The 14,499-nt window shown below is 42.6% G+C and carries 10 protein-coding genes, 1 pseudogene and 1 riboswitch; of the genes and pseudogenes, 3 read left to right on the top strand and 8 right to left on the bottom strand.

Going from position 1 to position 14,499, the window contains the following annotated elements:
• The 3 genes and pseudogenes from AB6D58_RS08595 to AB6D58_RS08585 form a co-directional block, all read right to left on the bottom strand.
• Positions 1–871, bottom strand: an 871-nt coding sequence (locus tag AB6D58_RS08595) for a DUF1611 domain-containing protein (RefSeq protein WP_372157002.1), incomplete at its 3' end; no start/stop codon positions are given.
• 461 nt (positions 872–1,332) lie between these two features.
• A pseudogene (locus tag AB6D58_RS08590) lies at positions 1,333–1,602 on the bottom strand (carboxypeptidase M32); the annotation flags it as partial.
• Positions 1,603–2,974: 1,372 nt separating this feature from the next.
• Positions 2,975–4,447, bottom strand: a complete 1,473-nt coding sequence (locus tag AB6D58_RS08585) for a carboxypeptidase M32 (RefSeq protein WP_372157000.1) — start codon at positions 4,445–4,447, stop codon at positions 2,975–2,977.
• A gap of 296 nt (positions 4,448–4,743) precedes the next feature.
• Here AB6D58_RS08585 and AB6D58_RS08580 point away from each other — a divergent pair, with 296 nt between their 5' ends.
• Positions 4,744–5,379 (top strand): LysE family translocator, encoded by a 636-nt coding sequence (locus AB6D58_RS08580; protein ID WP_017058961.1) that lies wholly within the window; start codon positions 4,744–4,746, stop codon positions 5,377–5,379.
• 106 nt (positions 5,380–5,485) lie between these two features.
• Here the strand turns inward: AB6D58_RS08580 and AB6D58_RS08575 are convergent, their stop codons facing one another.
• The 4 genes from AB6D58_RS08575 to AB6D58_RS08560 form a co-directional block, all read right to left on the bottom strand.
• A complete protein-coding gene (locus tag AB6D58_RS08575; protein ID WP_372156998.1) occupies positions 5,486–6,961 on the bottom strand; it encodes an aerolysin family beta-barrel pore-forming toxin in 1,476 nt (491 codons plus the stop codon).
• A gap of 559 nt (positions 6,962–7,520) precedes the next feature.
• On the bottom strand, positions 7,521–7,982 hold the full coding sequence (locus tag AB6D58_RS08570) for a hypothetical protein (RefSeq protein WP_372156996.1): 462 nt from the start codon (positions 7,980–7,982) through the stop codon (positions 7,521–7,523).
• Positions 7,979–8,791, bottom strand: coding sequence for a transcriptional regulator (locus tag AB6D58_RS08565; RefSeq protein WP_372156994.1), 813 nt, complete (start codon positions 8,789–8,791; stop codon positions 7,979–7,981). Before AB6D58_RS08565 ends, AB6D58_RS08570 begins: the two co-directional genes overlap by 4 nt.
• 370 nt (positions 8,792–9,161) lie before the next feature.
• Positions 9,162–10,532, bottom strand: a complete 1,371-nt coding sequence (locus tag AB6D58_RS08560) for a sodium:alanine symporter family protein (RefSeq protein ID WP_248401192.1) — start codon at positions 10,530–10,532, stop codon at positions 9,162–9,164.
• 128 nt (positions 10,533–10,660) lie between these two features.
• A riboswitch (glycine riboswitch) is annotated at positions 10,661–10,780 on the bottom strand.
• A gap of 609 nt (positions 10,781–11,389) precedes the next feature.
• Here AB6D58_RS08560 and AB6D58_RS08555 point away from each other — a divergent pair.
• Entirely contained in the window at positions 11,390–12,124 is a 735-nt protein-coding gene (locus tag AB6D58_RS08555; RefSeq protein ID WP_372156991.1) for a chromosome partitioning protein ParA, read from the top strand.
• Between the two features lie 323 nt (positions 12,125–12,447).
• The gene (locus tag AB6D58_RS08550; RefSeq protein WP_372157008.1) at positions 12,448–12,675 is read left to right on the top strand and encodes a hypothetical protein; all 228 of its coding nucleotides are present in this window, start codon (positions 12,448–12,450) and stop codon (positions 12,673–12,675) included.
• 147 nt (positions 12,676–12,822) lie between these two features.
• On the opposite strand, the gene AB6D58_RS08545 is transcribed toward AB6D58_RS08550, so the two are convergent.
• Positions 12,823–14,364, bottom strand: coding sequence for a sodium:alanine symporter family protein (locus AB6D58_RS08545; RefSeq protein ID WP_017059723.1), 1,542 nt, complete (start codon positions 14,362–14,364; stop codon positions 12,823–12,825).
• Positions 14,365–14,499 lie beyond the last annotated feature (135 nt).

The following is a 14,499-nucleotide window of genomic DNA, read 5'->3' as shown; positions in this document are numbered from 1 at the left end:
TTGAAAACGCAGGGTGACTCAAGGCTCCTTGCCCTTCAATAATAATCAGATCCGGGTTTTCTTTTTCATAGGCCTGTACAATGACAGATTCCAACTCACCGGCACAAAATTGTGAAGGAACAGCATCGAGTGCAACGCAGTATTGTGCGCCTTGCATAATGCCTGTTTGACCGGTGGCAATCAGAACGACGTTAAGGCCTTTTTTAGTCAGTTCATTCGTTAATATTGTTGCTGTTGTTCGTTTTCCTAGCGCGCAATCCGTCCCCATGACAGCAATTCTCGGACATTTAACGTTGTGTATTTTCCCGATAAACGTTTTCAGATCGCCTTTATTTTTGGGTTTGCGAGTATCGAATATTCGAACGTTATTCTTTAAGCTGGCTTCTAAAAATAGAGGATCATCGGTTAGGAATTCATGTAAGCCATTTACGATGTTCATTCCTAGTGACATGGCATTTAAAATTATGCTTTTATCTAAGTCAGATAAAAAGCCACTTGATGGCGCAATGCCAAAAATGAAGTAATCAGGAATGCTTTCTGCGTGAATGATAGCTTCTTCAGCATTAGCAAGGATAGGTATTCCATTGGCTTTGTTATCAAGAACTTCACCAGCATCTAAGCCAGCAGACTCACTATCAATAACCGATAGAATACGATAGCTTAACGAATGTCTCACTAACCCATTAGCGGTTTTACCATCAATTTTACCAAAATTACCTTCGCAATATATAATCGCAGAAGGGATGACAGGTTTTACTTTCTGAGCAAGTGGTAACCAAGGTGCGAAATGGGGTACATCGTTGTTGATTTCTACATTTTCAATTCTAGTGAGTTTGAAGATGTTTCTTAACTTTTGGGTTGAAATGGACATAATTAAAGCCTGCGGTGAGGCTTAGGAGGGCAACTAAGGAGTGCCGAGATGTGAGTTCGGAAAAGAAAAGAAGTCCCCACTAAGCGGTAGGGATAACAACCAAGATAACACACTCACCAGACTTTTGTTGATTATTATTAATACGCTTTCTAAGTCTATCACTTTCAGGCTTCACCCATACTAACGTGATTGATTAGAGATCTAAGACTCATTGTTCAACGTCGCCGTATCAACCTCTCAGCTTTAAGGTTTCAAGATACTTTTTCTAATATTAGTTAAGTGAATTAGAGTTTTGAGTTTAACGCGTTTTTGTCCAATTTCGTGCTAGTAGGTACCAGAATCTTCCGTGATTGTTAAGTTCGATGAAGGGATAAAACCTTCAAATCAATCTAAGTATGTTTTGAAAATGTGATTAAAAAGGCTGAATCAATAAACTGATCAGCCTCTATCAATTTTTTCCATTAAAGGTAACGGCTTCTTAGGTGGTCTTTGAAGTATTGCGCATTCAAGGTTTCACCGGTTGCGCCTTTCACCAAATCATCAGTAGTAAGCAGGCTGCCTTTGCTCCAAATGTTCGATTCTAACCAATTGAAGATAGGGGATAGGTCACCGCTTTCAATCACTGAGTTCACATCCACTGTTTTCTTCATTGAAGCCATGAACTGAGCCGCGTACATCGCACCTAATGTGTAAGGTGGGAAGTAACCGAATGCGCCGTCCGTCCAGTGGAGAATGTGACCTGCATTTTAAGGTAGTTGCGGCTGTCCAAATTCTTGCTAACGGGGCGACTTAACTCACAAAGTACGAAAAGTGGGGGCAGAGTACAGTTCTTGACTCAAACGAATTCGCTAGTTTTTGCTCTGTAAATCGCACTGAAAGAGTCACACACATACAAGGTAGTATGAGCATAGCCTTGAACAAGCCCAAAATCCTCGCTGAGAGCGTTTGAGGCGGTCTGAGGGTTGTTTTTGGTAGCTAATTTACCCATTTACCATAATAAGAATGATGAACTCCGACTTTAATTGCATGAAACGAGAGCTATCTATTTAGTTTCACTGCTGCGACAATCTTAATTTCTTACTAAACTGGAATTAGTATTGAACTAATAAAAAAGGAATAGTTATGCGAATTGTTTTTTTTGTTTTTGCTCTTTTTTTTCTTCCCTTTCATTTGGAGGTTTTAAACCAATTCACGATAAAGCCTTAGAAGAAAAAGCACTCGATGCATTAGAAGTTCACTTAGTAGCTGAAGGTTTGATAAGAGATGATGCTGAGCTAGCTCTCGCGTATGAGGAGGGAGGGAAGAGTATTTTTTTCTTTCGAGTAAGAGAGCATGAAGGTGGGGATGAGTTATATAGGGTTTTTTGCTCAAAGGCTAGGTGCCGTTTTAGTTATAACTGACAATTGAAGTTGTAGTGGTCTAATGATCCCTGACAATCACGTAAGCGACTTTTTCTATCCTTTTAATTCATGCTTTGCTTAATTGGCAATCTTGCTAAAACGGAAATGTCCAGAGGCTTCATAAGCCTGAAGTTTTACTCGTGGCGCTTTTCTTGCAAAGTGCCTGCTAGCTCAGATCTGCCCCAAAATCACTTAGATTGAATACTCTACATCGTTTAGGATGCGAACATTTTCCCTACTAAAAGTCATCCATCCTTATGAACTTTAGTTGTGAACAATTGCTATGTATCACATCAACCATTTAGTCACTTTATCTTCACGGGCTGGGGGTAAAATCACAACAAACTGTATGATATCTTTTATATTATTTAAAGGTACAGGGAAAGTGACATGACTGAAGAGATAGTCAGCTTGATACTGATCTGCACCAGTGATACTGGACATTCGACTAAGCGAGTTGCCCTACTTCTGTTAATTCATGACTTACTAAATTAGATAAAACGCAACTCGGAAATGTCCAGAACCTTCACAGATGGCACTTCGTAACTCAGAAGTGCCCCTTTTCTAGTTAGAACCAAAGCTACCCTTCAGCCATAATTGTGACTTTTGACTTACAATACTTGTACTATGCTTTTTTCAGCTTGGTTCTACTTACACAGCAAGCTCTGCAAGTAGAACACTTCAATCTGGTTGGGCGTTTTATCTAAAGATAACGACTTCTCAAATGATCTTTGAAGTATTGCGCATTCAAGGTTTCGCCCGTTGCACCTTTCACCAAGTCATCGGTGGTCAGCAGGCTGCCTTTGCTCCAAATGTTCGATTCTAACCAAGTGAAGATAGGGGATAGGTCACCACTTTCAATTACAGAGTTCACATCCACCGTCTTCTTCATTGACGCCATGAACTGAGCCGCGTACATCGCACCTAGTGTGTAAGATGGGAAATAACCGAATGCTCCGTCTGTCCAGTGGATGTCTTGCATACAGCCGTTAGTGAAGTTACCTTGAGTGCTTAAACCAAGGTAAGACTGCATCTTGGTATTCCATAACTCTGGCATGTCAGTGTGTTTGATCTTGCCGTTGATCAAGTCACGCTCAATCTCGTAACGCAGGATAACGTGTGCAGGGTAGGTGAGTTCATCAGCATCGACACGGATGAAGTCTTTCTTCACGCGCGTGTAGATCTTCTGGAAGTTTTCTTTCTCAAATTCTGAGCCTGAGAATTGCTGACCAGCCAAGTTCGCTAAGTGTCCAATGAACGGGTCGCTGCGGCCGACTTGCATCTCGAAGAATAAAGATTGAGATTCATGAATGCCCATAGAACGAGCTTCCCCCGCTGGTTGTCCTGCTAGGTGTTTTGGTAAGCCTTGTTCGTAACGTGCGTGGCCTGTTTCATGCACAATACCCATTAAGCTTTGAACGAATTCCGCTTCGTCATAGCGTGTTGTGATACGCACGTCTGAAGGGACGCCGCCACAGAATGGGTGAACACTTTCATCCAATCGGCCGTGTTCAAAATCGAACTGAAGCAGCTTCATGACTTCTAAACCCAGTGCTTTCTGTTTCTCGGTCGAATAGATACCTGATGGTGCGTTAAATTGCTCGCTCGATTGTTTTTCGATCACTTCATCAATTAAACCTGGAAGCCAAGTTTTAACGTCTGCAAATAGGGTATCAAGTGAAGTAGAGCTAGTGCCCGGTTCATAAATATCCAGCATCGCATCATAAGGCGTTAGATTGGCTGCGTCTGCGCGAATCTGCGCTTCTTCACGAGAAAGCTCAACCACTTCACGCCAGTTCTTTTCGAATCCAACCCAGTCGTTGTTACCGCGTTGGCTACGCCACGCATGTTCACATTTTGAACCCGATAGAGATTTCGCTTCAACCAGTTTTTCTGGAAGTAGGTTTGCTTGTTGCCACTGGCGTTTTATTTCACGAAGTGACGATTGTTGCTCAGTGTTCAGCGCTTCATTTTCAGCGTCTGCAATCCAATCGCCAAGCTGTGGTTGAGTCATTAAGCTGTGAATATGAACAGAAAGCTCGGCCATCGCTTCACTACGAGCTTGGTTACCACCTGCTGGCATCATTGAAGCTTGGTCCCAACCACAAATAGAAGCTAGGTGTTGAAAGCGTGAACATTTTTGAGAGTGTTCGACTAGTTTTTTGAATGCGCTCATTTGACTACTCTTAATTTGGTTTCTTTAAATGATCCTTAGGGCTGCGTCAGCGTTAAGGTTCATCTCGTGTACTTTGATTATGGCTTTGCTTTTTAATGACGCCGACCTTCGCAGTCGAAGATATAGCGAGAAAAGCATGAGGCGGTACGATGCCTTGAATTTACTATTTCTTAACAAATCAAACTGTTCTATTGTGCACAAAATCAGTGAGTTGTATAGCTGGTGGCAATTGTTGCTTGCGAATTGTTCAGATACACGGTATTGATGATAGATCGCTGAACAAAAATGACAATGATATGGATATTTTGAACTTTGAGGCATTTCTAATTGCCATCACTATTTTAACGCTAACGCCGGGCTTAGATACGGCTTTGGTGATTCGCAATACTAGCCGCTCTGGCTTAGCTGACGGTTGTATGACGAGCTTTGGTATTTGTAGCGGCTTGTATGTACACGCGTTTTTCTCTGCTGTGGGTATATCTGCAATCCTCGCCCAATCCGCTGAACTCTTTCAAGCCGTTAAGATGGTAGGTGCGGTTTACCTCATCTGGCTTGGCTTAAGCAGTTTGCGAGCGTTGATGAAAAACGGTGGCGGTTTGAAGGTCGGAGAACAAGCTCAGCAGGCTTACAGTGCAAAGCGTTCTTTGCGTGAAGGCTTTCTGTCTAACGTTCTTAACCCAAAAACAGCAGTTTTCTATCTGGCCTTTTTACCTCAATTTGTAAACCCTGAAGGTTCGCCTTTATTGCAATCTATGTTGATGGCTTCGGTACACTTTATGATTGCGATGGTATGGCAATGTGGTTTGGCTGGCGCTCTTAACTCGGCTAAAAATTTGCTCAAAAACGCGAGTTTTATGAAGTGGATGGAAGGCGTGACGGGCATGGTGCTGGTTGGGCTGGGTGTTAAGCTTCTGATGGAAGAGCCTGTGTAGTTCACCGTTTTCAGTTGAACATGAATATATGAAAGCCCACGATGTGTCGTGGGCTTTGTGCTTTATTACTGGTAGATCTTTGTACCGATCTTATTCAACAGCGCAGTTATTCAACGACGCTAATGTTCATCTCAGCACCTTCGAAACCTAAGTCACTCAACTCATCGGCGTTAAAGTTGGTGGTAACTTCGATGTCGCCAATGCGCTCAGTAGATTCGTTGACGGAATCAGTACTTCTTTTGCTGCGTAGATTGTTAGTAATTGGTGTTGCTTGTCCAATTTCGATAGTACCTGCAAATTGAGATTCAGCGTAGAAATCTCCAGACACGTAAGAGTGGAAGGGGCGTAAGCTTCCGCCAGTCGCGTATTGCATGCTTGATAAGCCAGCTTCTTTAATCGCCCAGCCCCAATCCCACCATTTTGTTTCACCTGGGATGTAACGGTGATCCCATTGGTAGCGAATGTCGGCAGATTCACTGCTGCCACGACCCATCGTGAAGGTATGAGCCTTGTATGGGCGGTTATCTGGATGAGAGTGCCACGCGTTGCCACCCCAACGAAGGAAGCCGTTGAATTCAACATCGTAGCTAATATCGGCGTTGAATCGGTACGGGTAAGAGATGCTTGAACGATACAACTCAACTCGAATCGGCAGCTCCGAATTCGCAGGAACCATAGGACGAGCTTGAAGTGTTACTTGTTCGCTAGTGGAGTTGCCATTTGTTTCAGCGAAGCTTTGGTTAGCCTCGAACTTAACTGTGAGCTTAGTTTCACCAACCAAAGGCCACTTGAAGGTGTTCTCTGTTTGAACGCTTTGTGAGAATCCATAGCTGTTCGTTTTCGACCAGTTTGTTGATTCGTCTACTTTTAGGTCGACCACCACTTGTTGCGCGATATTGCTGTTGTTTCTTGCCGTCGCGTAAACCGTCTTCACTAATTCACGATCTGACTCGACAACATCACCATGCCAAAAGTTGTCGTCGTTAACGGTATAGGCAAAATTGTCGACGGTGATTTTGGTTTTTTCATCACAGCGATAGCCACTACAAGAACCATTGTTATTTCCCTGTATCACCCAACTGTTGCCAGAGCGCTTTATCGTCATGTCTTCGCCAACATACTGACTGTTATTACCGCCAACCCAAGCGTAACCTAGGTTGTGGGCTAAATAGCTTAATGGGCGAACGAAATCGGTACGGTTGTTCACTAATTCATACTGAACATCGATTTCGCTGCCTTCCTGAACCGATTTGGCGGAATAGTTAGGGATTTCAGATTGGTCGTTGTTTGGATAACAGAACGTTGACCCACTGCTTGATTGTTTAATTTCGCCATGATAACCCGGCCCCATGATTACCCAGTTTCCTTTTAACCCGGTGATCTGCCAAGTGCCCATACGAGCGACCAAAGCACTCTTCTGCTCTCCGGCTTCATAACGGTCTATAGGACGATAACCAGAGCGACATACATCTTCACCAAGTTGGTCAAACACTATTTGGTCTGGGTAAATCTTCGCATTTACACCGGTTGATAGAACAGACAACACTGCGGTTGCTAAGAGACTTCTGTTTACTGTGATCATTAACAATTCCCTCATTTGTAATTTTTCTATTTTGATAATGTTTTGTGTGCCGTGCAGTTAACAAGACAAGTTCACTTTTTCATGTTGATAAATAGATAGATACTGAAAAGGGTTGAATTAAATTACCCCGTAAATTCAATGGCTTGTATTGTCATTAGTGTTTTTACGGTGAAAGAGTATGCAACTAAACGTAAATTGTTTGATGGGGCTCAAACCGTTTTTAGAAAAATGAAGGCCTATTATTCGGGCTTAGACGGCAAAACTATTTGACGTTATTTTTGACGCTTGTATGAATGGTTAATTAGAAGAACAGATATAACCATTCACAATGCTCGTAGTTTAAGGTGGGCACGTAGTGAGTGACAAGGAGTAAAAATCTAACTTGAATATCTTGATTTGCTATCTGGTTTAAAATGTAAACACTTAAAGTAAGGAAGACGGTAATAATTGCATTACTGATAGAACAATGAAAATAACCATCCGTTTTCTATGTGTAATATAGGTAAAGCTTGCTATTTGATAATAGGGTACTTGTTACTAGTGGCTAAACTATCTGTAATTATCGTTTGGCCAGAAGTTGTGTTCGGCCTGTATTACACGTTTTAATGATGGCGAATAAATCATTTGAACTTAAGATATCAATCTTTACCGTTAATGGGTCATTGTTGATTAACAGGTAAGGCGACAATCGGCTGTCATTCATTGTTATATTTATTTTTTGCACAGAGACTAAGTCGATGGTGCCAGAAATAGAAAAGAAAAGTGATTGCGAAGGGCGGGCTGTTCCTCTGAATCGCAGAACAAGTGGGTCGGGCATGTTGTCGTCTTGAACGGACATCAGGTGTAGCACCTTGTTGTTACTTATTTTCGTTAATCCGTCGGTACGTAATACATTGTCATTCACTATCAGGTCCACCACGCTATGTTGGTAGCGATGCTCTTCTTTTGGTTGGGGCGAAGGGATACTCCATATGCCAACCAATAAAACGAATGCAGAAATGAGCGCAACGATTGGCATCATAATTGACCTCTTTCTAGGAATAACGCCAGTTCGGTACTGGCTTGATCTAGTTGGGTTGGAGTGTAAAAGATGTTGACGGACTGGCGTGTGGCTTTGTTGAGAATAGAGAGCTCTGAATATTCCGCTTCTTCGCTAATGTACGCCACACAATCACATTGATACTGATAGAGAATGCTTTCTAGCTCTGGCGTCATCGCCATTTCAGGGGCTTGGAAAACTTGTATTTGACCTATCCATTGCTCTCTGAGCCGGTTAACGGGGTTGATATCGCTGAGGTTTCTCTCATTAACCTTAGCAAAAGCCAATAGCGCTGATGCTAACAGTAAGCAGCCAGTGGTGAAGTAGCACAACTTGTTTCGGCTTTCAGCTGTGGGGAAGTAAGCCGAAGAACTTTGTTTAGGGTTAGGCTTAGGTTCGACTGCAACGGCTGCACCGATAGCAATACCATTATTGCCTACAGGTATTAGGTTGCTCGCAGCAGCAAGGGGAGTTGTGGCTCCATTATTGACGGGCGAGTCGATCACCACGCACTCATCGATAAGGCGATAGCCCACCTTAGGAACGGTGACGATTGGGGTTTCTTTGATGCCTAATCTAACGAACCCTTGGCGCAGTAAACTTATACTTTTCGCTAATGACGTATCCCCTATGAACTCGTTTCCCCAAGCGAAGCTAATAATATCTTGTTTGTTAACAATATCGGGTGAGTTTTTATGTAATAACTCCAGAACTCGAGTTTCACGGTATCCTACTTTAATAGAACGTTCATCGTTATAAATACGGTTTTTAATCGGGTCGAATCTGATCATATAGCCAACGTTTTATTTTTATTATAATTCTCTCTACAATGTAGATGACTATAAACTGACTAATATATGAATTAAAGTCACATGTTTTATTCTTCTGGTTTTTTGTGTCGTTGAAACAAAAAGAAATTTAATATGTTTTTGACAAAACGCCTGACACCAACACACAATCTGTTAAATATAAGTAATGTCTAATTAAGTGTTGGTTTTATTAGTCTTCTATTGGCTATATTAAATCGCATAGCAGTCGAATTAATATTCTCGTTATTTATAAGGGCATATGTGCTGCATAATAATTGAAGACGTTTCGCTATGTGATGAAAATAAAAAGGCCCGCAGTTGAAGTGCGGGCTTGGTATTCAATCAATTCAGGTTACGCTTTAACTGCTTCACAATCTTTTGAAGAAGTTAACGGTTTGAAGAATAGCTTGGTTTCTTCGATAACAACGTGGCGCAGCAAGATAAGCCCGATTAGGTTCGGAATTGCCATTAGGCCGTTCACGATATCAGCTATTATCCAGATCATGTCGAGCTTCAAGAATGCACCAGAAGCCACCAACGCAATGAAGATGATCTTGTAAGGCAATACTGCTTTGGTACCCAGCAAGAACACAACACAGCGCTCACCGTAGTAGTTCCAACCTAAAATTGTTGTAAACGCAAAGAAGATTAAGCCAACAGAAACCAACATAGGGCCAAGGGTATCTGCATTCAGACCAACAGCGAATGCGTGAGTGGTCATCGCAGCGCCTGAAAGATCCGTCTGCCAAGCACCCGTTAAGATAAGCGCCAAACCTGTCATCGTACAGATGATGATGGTGTCGAAGAAGGTACCTGTCATAGAGACAAGTCCTTGTTTCACACATGAGTCTGTTTTAGCCGCTGCTGCAGCCATTGGTGCGCTACCTAGGCCAGATTCGTTCGAGAACACACCACGAGCGATACCTGATTGGATAGCAAGCATGATGCTCGCGCCAAAGAAACCACCGGTAGCTGCTGTGTTGGTAAACGCAGAAGTAACAACAAGAGTAATGGCATTCAGTAGTTGGTCTGCATTTGAAATCAGGACGCTTAAACACGCAACGACGTACATAACCGCCATAGTAGGAACAACTTTCCCTGCTACTTTAGCGATAGATTGGATACCACCAAGGGTAACTACTGCAACCAATGTCGTAAGAACGACAGCAGACATCTCACGAGAAGCGCCAAATGAGATTTGAGTTGCGTCTAAGATAGCGTTGACTTGTGGGAAGGTACCGATACCAAAGCAAGCAACACCGAGCGCGAAGACAGCGAACATTACCGCCAAGATTCGTGAGCCGACACCGTATTGCAGGTAGTACATTGGGCCGCCAACCATTTCGCCATTGCTATCGGTTCTGCGGTATTTAACGGCAAGTAGACATTCTGCGTATTTGGTCGCCATACCAAATACTGCGGCAAGCCACATCCAGAATAGGGCACCAGGGCCACCAATCTTGATTGCGGTCGCTACACCAACGATGTTACCTGTACCAATGGTTGCTGAAAGTGCAGTACACAAAGCCGCGAAACTCGATACGTCACCCGTACCAGATTTGTCTTTGCTGAACACCATTTTCAGTGCAGTTGGGAGGTGTCTAAACTGGAGTAAGCCTAAGCGAAAAGTAAAGTAGATACCTGTACCCACTAGCAGAATAAGCAGTGGTGGTCCCCAAACGAATTGGTTGATGGTTTGTAGTGTAGCTTGTAGGTGGTTCATAGATTCCCCTTAATAAATTAAAAATTTAAGGAGAAGAGGGAAGGCAGTGCAGATCTCAGGGATCGGGCGCACTACTTAATACATACGGATTTCTAGATAGAATTCTTGTGTTAATTAAGGCTGTTGCTTTCCACTCCTCTGTCCTTTTGCCTGAGAGTTTCACTTAGCGAATCACTTATAGATAAGTAACGGGCACTAAGCTTGCTCCTTCGGCGACCGATCTAACGGTTCTCTCCAGAGGTTCCTCCAACGACAGTCCTCACTTTTCTGGATTTCTCCAGCATAAAGCACCTGAAAGATTTACTTCTTCGGCGGGTCAATCTAACTAAATGTTAATGTTTAGTTAAAAACCACTCTCCTGCAGTCTTCATCGGAACAATTGCCTAAATAATTAGGTAATCTGTAGGCGTATCCTAGATCATATAAAATGTGATGTCAGCTACAAAATATCTGTTTGCACAAATGTTGTTCAACTAAATGATCAAACAACGAGTCTCTGACGTAACTTGCTTATTTAAATGGTATAAAATAGAGAAACAAGGAGGAGTTATGACTCGACTAATAGCGATTGTTTTTTTATTGGCTTTGGCATTTGTACTATTTCGTTACCGGACAAACGAAAAACTGCAAAAATGGGTAGTGATAGTTATCGTTAGCAGTTTCCTTTTGTATACTGCCAGCTTGATGATTTCGGAGTTAACTCGTTAAGCCTGCCTGTAAACAGGTGGGATGAATGTGTTAGTAAAGCTTAAGTGCTTCTGGCTTGAGCGATAGGTTTAACTGAGCCTTCACAATCAGTATTGGCATTCGTGTCAGTAACCGCGTAACGTTAAACAAATTTTGGGGAGTACCCGCTAGTGAACCAGCAATCTGGACAAAGCGAACAAGATGAAGTGGTTGTTATAGAAGAACGCGATAAGCGCAGTCAGCTCTATATCGGCATTGCTGCGGTTATAGGTTTAGCACTGGGTGGCTTAATTGGTTCTACAGTTACGGCTTCTAAGTGGGAGTCCACTTATCAGGTACTCGAAACTCGTTATCAAGAACTGCATGACAGCAGAGCACAGTTGCTGACATCCGTTGAAACTAAAGTGGCAAAAGTTGATACCGAAATCGATGCGAAAGTAGAAGCCGCTCTAGTGAAACAAACGGAAGAGCATCAAAAAGAGCTCCAGGAATTAGCGAAGCAGTCTTCGGTTTTAGAGAAGGCGAACTACTCGTTAGAGCAACAGCTAAATGAACAGAAGCAAACGTTAGAGCAAACTCAGCAAGACAACCAGAAACTTAATCGTCAGGCTGACATGCAATCGACTTTGTTTGAGCGTGCGCGTGAAGTTTTCCGAAAAGAATTACAGATTTCTCAAGAACTTGAAAAACTTGAGAAAGAAAGAGATCAACTCGAGCAGAATCTTGGTTCTCTTAAGAAAGCGTGTGATGTTTACTTAGATGGTACATCATGGGACGCGAAATCTGACGCGTGTGAGAAGCAAGATAACGCTAACTCTCGACTGAGCGATATCAGACAAATGATTGAAGTGCACACAATGGATCTCAAGCAGATCAAAACTCTCACTGAAGAGATGGGTCTATAAGCCGAAGGCTTTACCAGCCTAATATTGGTTTTACAGTAAATATTGAAACGCCCACATCACACACGTGATGTGGGCGTTTTTCGTTTTCTCGGGAGCATAGATCCGGTTCTTTCTCATTATTGATTATTTACGTGTTTTCATTATTTGCTTAGATATTTGTGAATAGTTACGTATATCCACAATGATATGTCACTTGTTGTCTATTAAATGACTTTGCATACATATTTTCAGATCAGAGTCGCTGCATAATGGTGGTGTTCAGGATGAACACGCAGTCGATTGCTAGCTCGCATTTGGCCGCTTTGACGACAAGGGATGGAGTGATGCCAGAGTATCTTTGTGAGAACTGCACCGTAGCTTATTGTTTCGATGATTGTCGCTCGCCAATAGCGCAAAAAGAGATGATCGAAATAGAAGAATTAGTTCGTCGTGTCGACGTTGAACACGATGATGAAAAGAGTGAAAAGAGTGAAAAGGGTGAGCAGGGCATTGAGGATAGCAACTCGCCTAATCATTCAGACATAAAAAATCCCCACAAGCCAAGCTGGTAGGGATTTTGGAAAAGTTGAAGTCCTGTTCTCGCTTTCTCAAGCAAAGGGTCTTACAAAAATTTTTAGAACAGTTTCGTTTATTAGAGCTGTGTCGTTTCTTAGAATCCAGTTAGCTACTAGTAGAGCAAAATCTCATTCCACTAAACGTTATTTCTCATACGTTTTGATTTCGCCTGATTTCACACGAGCAACGAACGATTGCAGTTCTTTCTTCACAACTGGCATCAAGAAGTACAGACCAAGAATGTTGAAGATAGACATTGCAAAGATAGCCGCATCAGAGAAGTCGATTACCGCACCAAATTGAATCGTGGCACCAATAACAACAAACACACAGAACATCACTTTGAAAATCAGCTCCGTTGTTTTGCCTTCACCAAATAGGTAAGTCCAAGCTTTAAGACCGTAGTAGGACCAAGAGATCATGGTAGAAAACGCAAACATGATTACTGCGAGAGCGAGTGTGTATTTGAATACTTCTGCCGTTTCAGTAAACGATGCAGCAGTCAGCGTTACACCCGTTAAACCAGAGCCATCGAATGGACCTACGTTTAAACCAGCGATAGTGATAACCAATGCGGTCATTGTACAAATGATTACCGTATCAACGAACGGTTCTAATAGTGATACTAGACCTTCGGTGATTGGTTCTTTTGTTTTAACCGCTGAGTGAGCGATAGCTGCTGAACCTACACCTGCTTCGTTCGAGAACGTTGCACGTTTCAAGCCTTGAATTAACGCACCAATAAATCCACCAACAACACCTTCACCAGTAAATGCACCTGTAAAGATTGCGCTGAACGCAGGGCCAACTTGATCAAGGTTAGAACCGATAACAATCAGAGCCATACCGATATACAGAGCAGCCATCCAAGGAACAACTTTTTCTGTTACCGATGCGATAGAAGGCATACCACCAACAATCACAGAGAAAACTAAAGAAGCAAGTACAAGGCCAGTGATCACACCGTATTCACTTGGTACATCAAATGCGTAAGTTAACATGGCGTGTGCTTGGTTAGCTTGGAACATGTTACCGCCGCCCAATGCGCCCAAAATACACATTAATGCGAAACCAATAGCGAGCACTTTGCCGAGTCCGCCTAAACCTCTTTCACCGAGACCTTGGCTTAGGTAGTACATTGGACCACCCGAAACAACACCTGAAGGTAGGATAGTTCGGTATTTCACACCTAAAGTACACTCACAGAACTTAGAAGCCATACCCAGAAGGCCACACAAGATCATCCAGAATGTCGCGCCAGGACCACCAATCGCAAGTGCAGCACCCACACCGGCAATGTTACCAAGCCCAACAGTACCAGAAAGCGCCGTTGTTAACGCTTGAAAGTGAGAAACCTCGCCGTCCTCTTTAGAGTTAGGATCGGTATACTTACCTTTGATAATGTCTATCGCCATGCCGACACGTTTAAATTGAACAAAGCCAAAGTAAACAGTGAAGATGATTGCAGCGAGCAACAGCCAGCCAACAATCACGGGGAAGTTAGCTTCACCAATCGGTACACTTTTAAATATCAGCCCAACGAACCAACCTGTGTATTCGTTGAAAAACCCATCAACACTTTGACTTAAGTTGCTGATAGCTTGGTTAAATGATCCTTCTTCTGCAAATGCACTGGAACTAAACAATAATATAAACCCAAAAAATAATTCACGTATGTTTTTCATGGTTTTCCCTGTCTTTTTAATAAATTATGTTTGTTGCTGTTGTGTTTGTTTTCTATTTGATTTGTATATTTCAGCGGTATATCTACTTCATTCGACGGCAACATAAACGGCTGTAGCTAGGTCGAAAAACGAAAT

Source organism: Vibrio sp. 10N.239.312.D08, assembly GCF_041466145.1.
Lineage (GTDB): Bacteria > Pseudomonadota > Gammaproteobacteria > Enterobacterales > Vibrionaceae > Vibrio > Vibrio crassostreae_C.
Note: the sequence above shows the minus strand (reverse complement) of the source record. Positions and strands in the feature narration are given on the sequence as shown.

Bases quoted from the DNA above. Each gene is read 5' to 3' on its own strand.
- AB6D58_RS08585 (WP_372157000.1), bottom strand. From the start codon at position 4,447: ATGAGCGCATTCAAAAAACTAGTCGAACACTCTCAAAAATGTTCACGC.
- AB6D58_RS08580 (WP_017058961.1), top strand. From the start codon at position 4,744: ATGGATATTTTGAACTTTGAGGCATTTCTAATTGCCATCACTATTTTA.
- AB6D58_RS08575 (WP_372156998.1), bottom strand. From the start codon at position 6,961: ATGATCACAGTAAACAGAAGTCTCTTAGCAACCGCAGTGTTGTCTGTT.
- AB6D58_RS08570 (WP_372156996.1), bottom strand. From the start codon at position 7,982: ATGATGCCAATCGTTGCGCTCATTTCTGCATTCGTTTTATTGGTTGGC.
- AB6D58_RS08565 (WP_372156994.1), bottom strand. From the start codon at position 8,791: ATGATCAGATTCGACCCGATTAAAAACCGTATTTATAACGATGAACGT.
- AB6D58_RS08560 (WP_248401192.1), bottom strand. From the start codon at position 10,532: ATGAACCACCTACAAGCTACACTACAAACCATCAACCAATTCGTTTGG.
- AB6D58_RS08550 (WP_372157008.1), top strand. From the start codon at position 12,448: ATGCCAGAGTATCTTTGTGAGAACTGCACCGTAGCTTATTGTTTCGAT.
- AB6D58_RS08545 (WP_017059723.1), bottom strand. From the start codon at position 14,364: ATGAAAAACATACGTGAATTATTTTTTGGGTTTATATTATTGTTTAGT.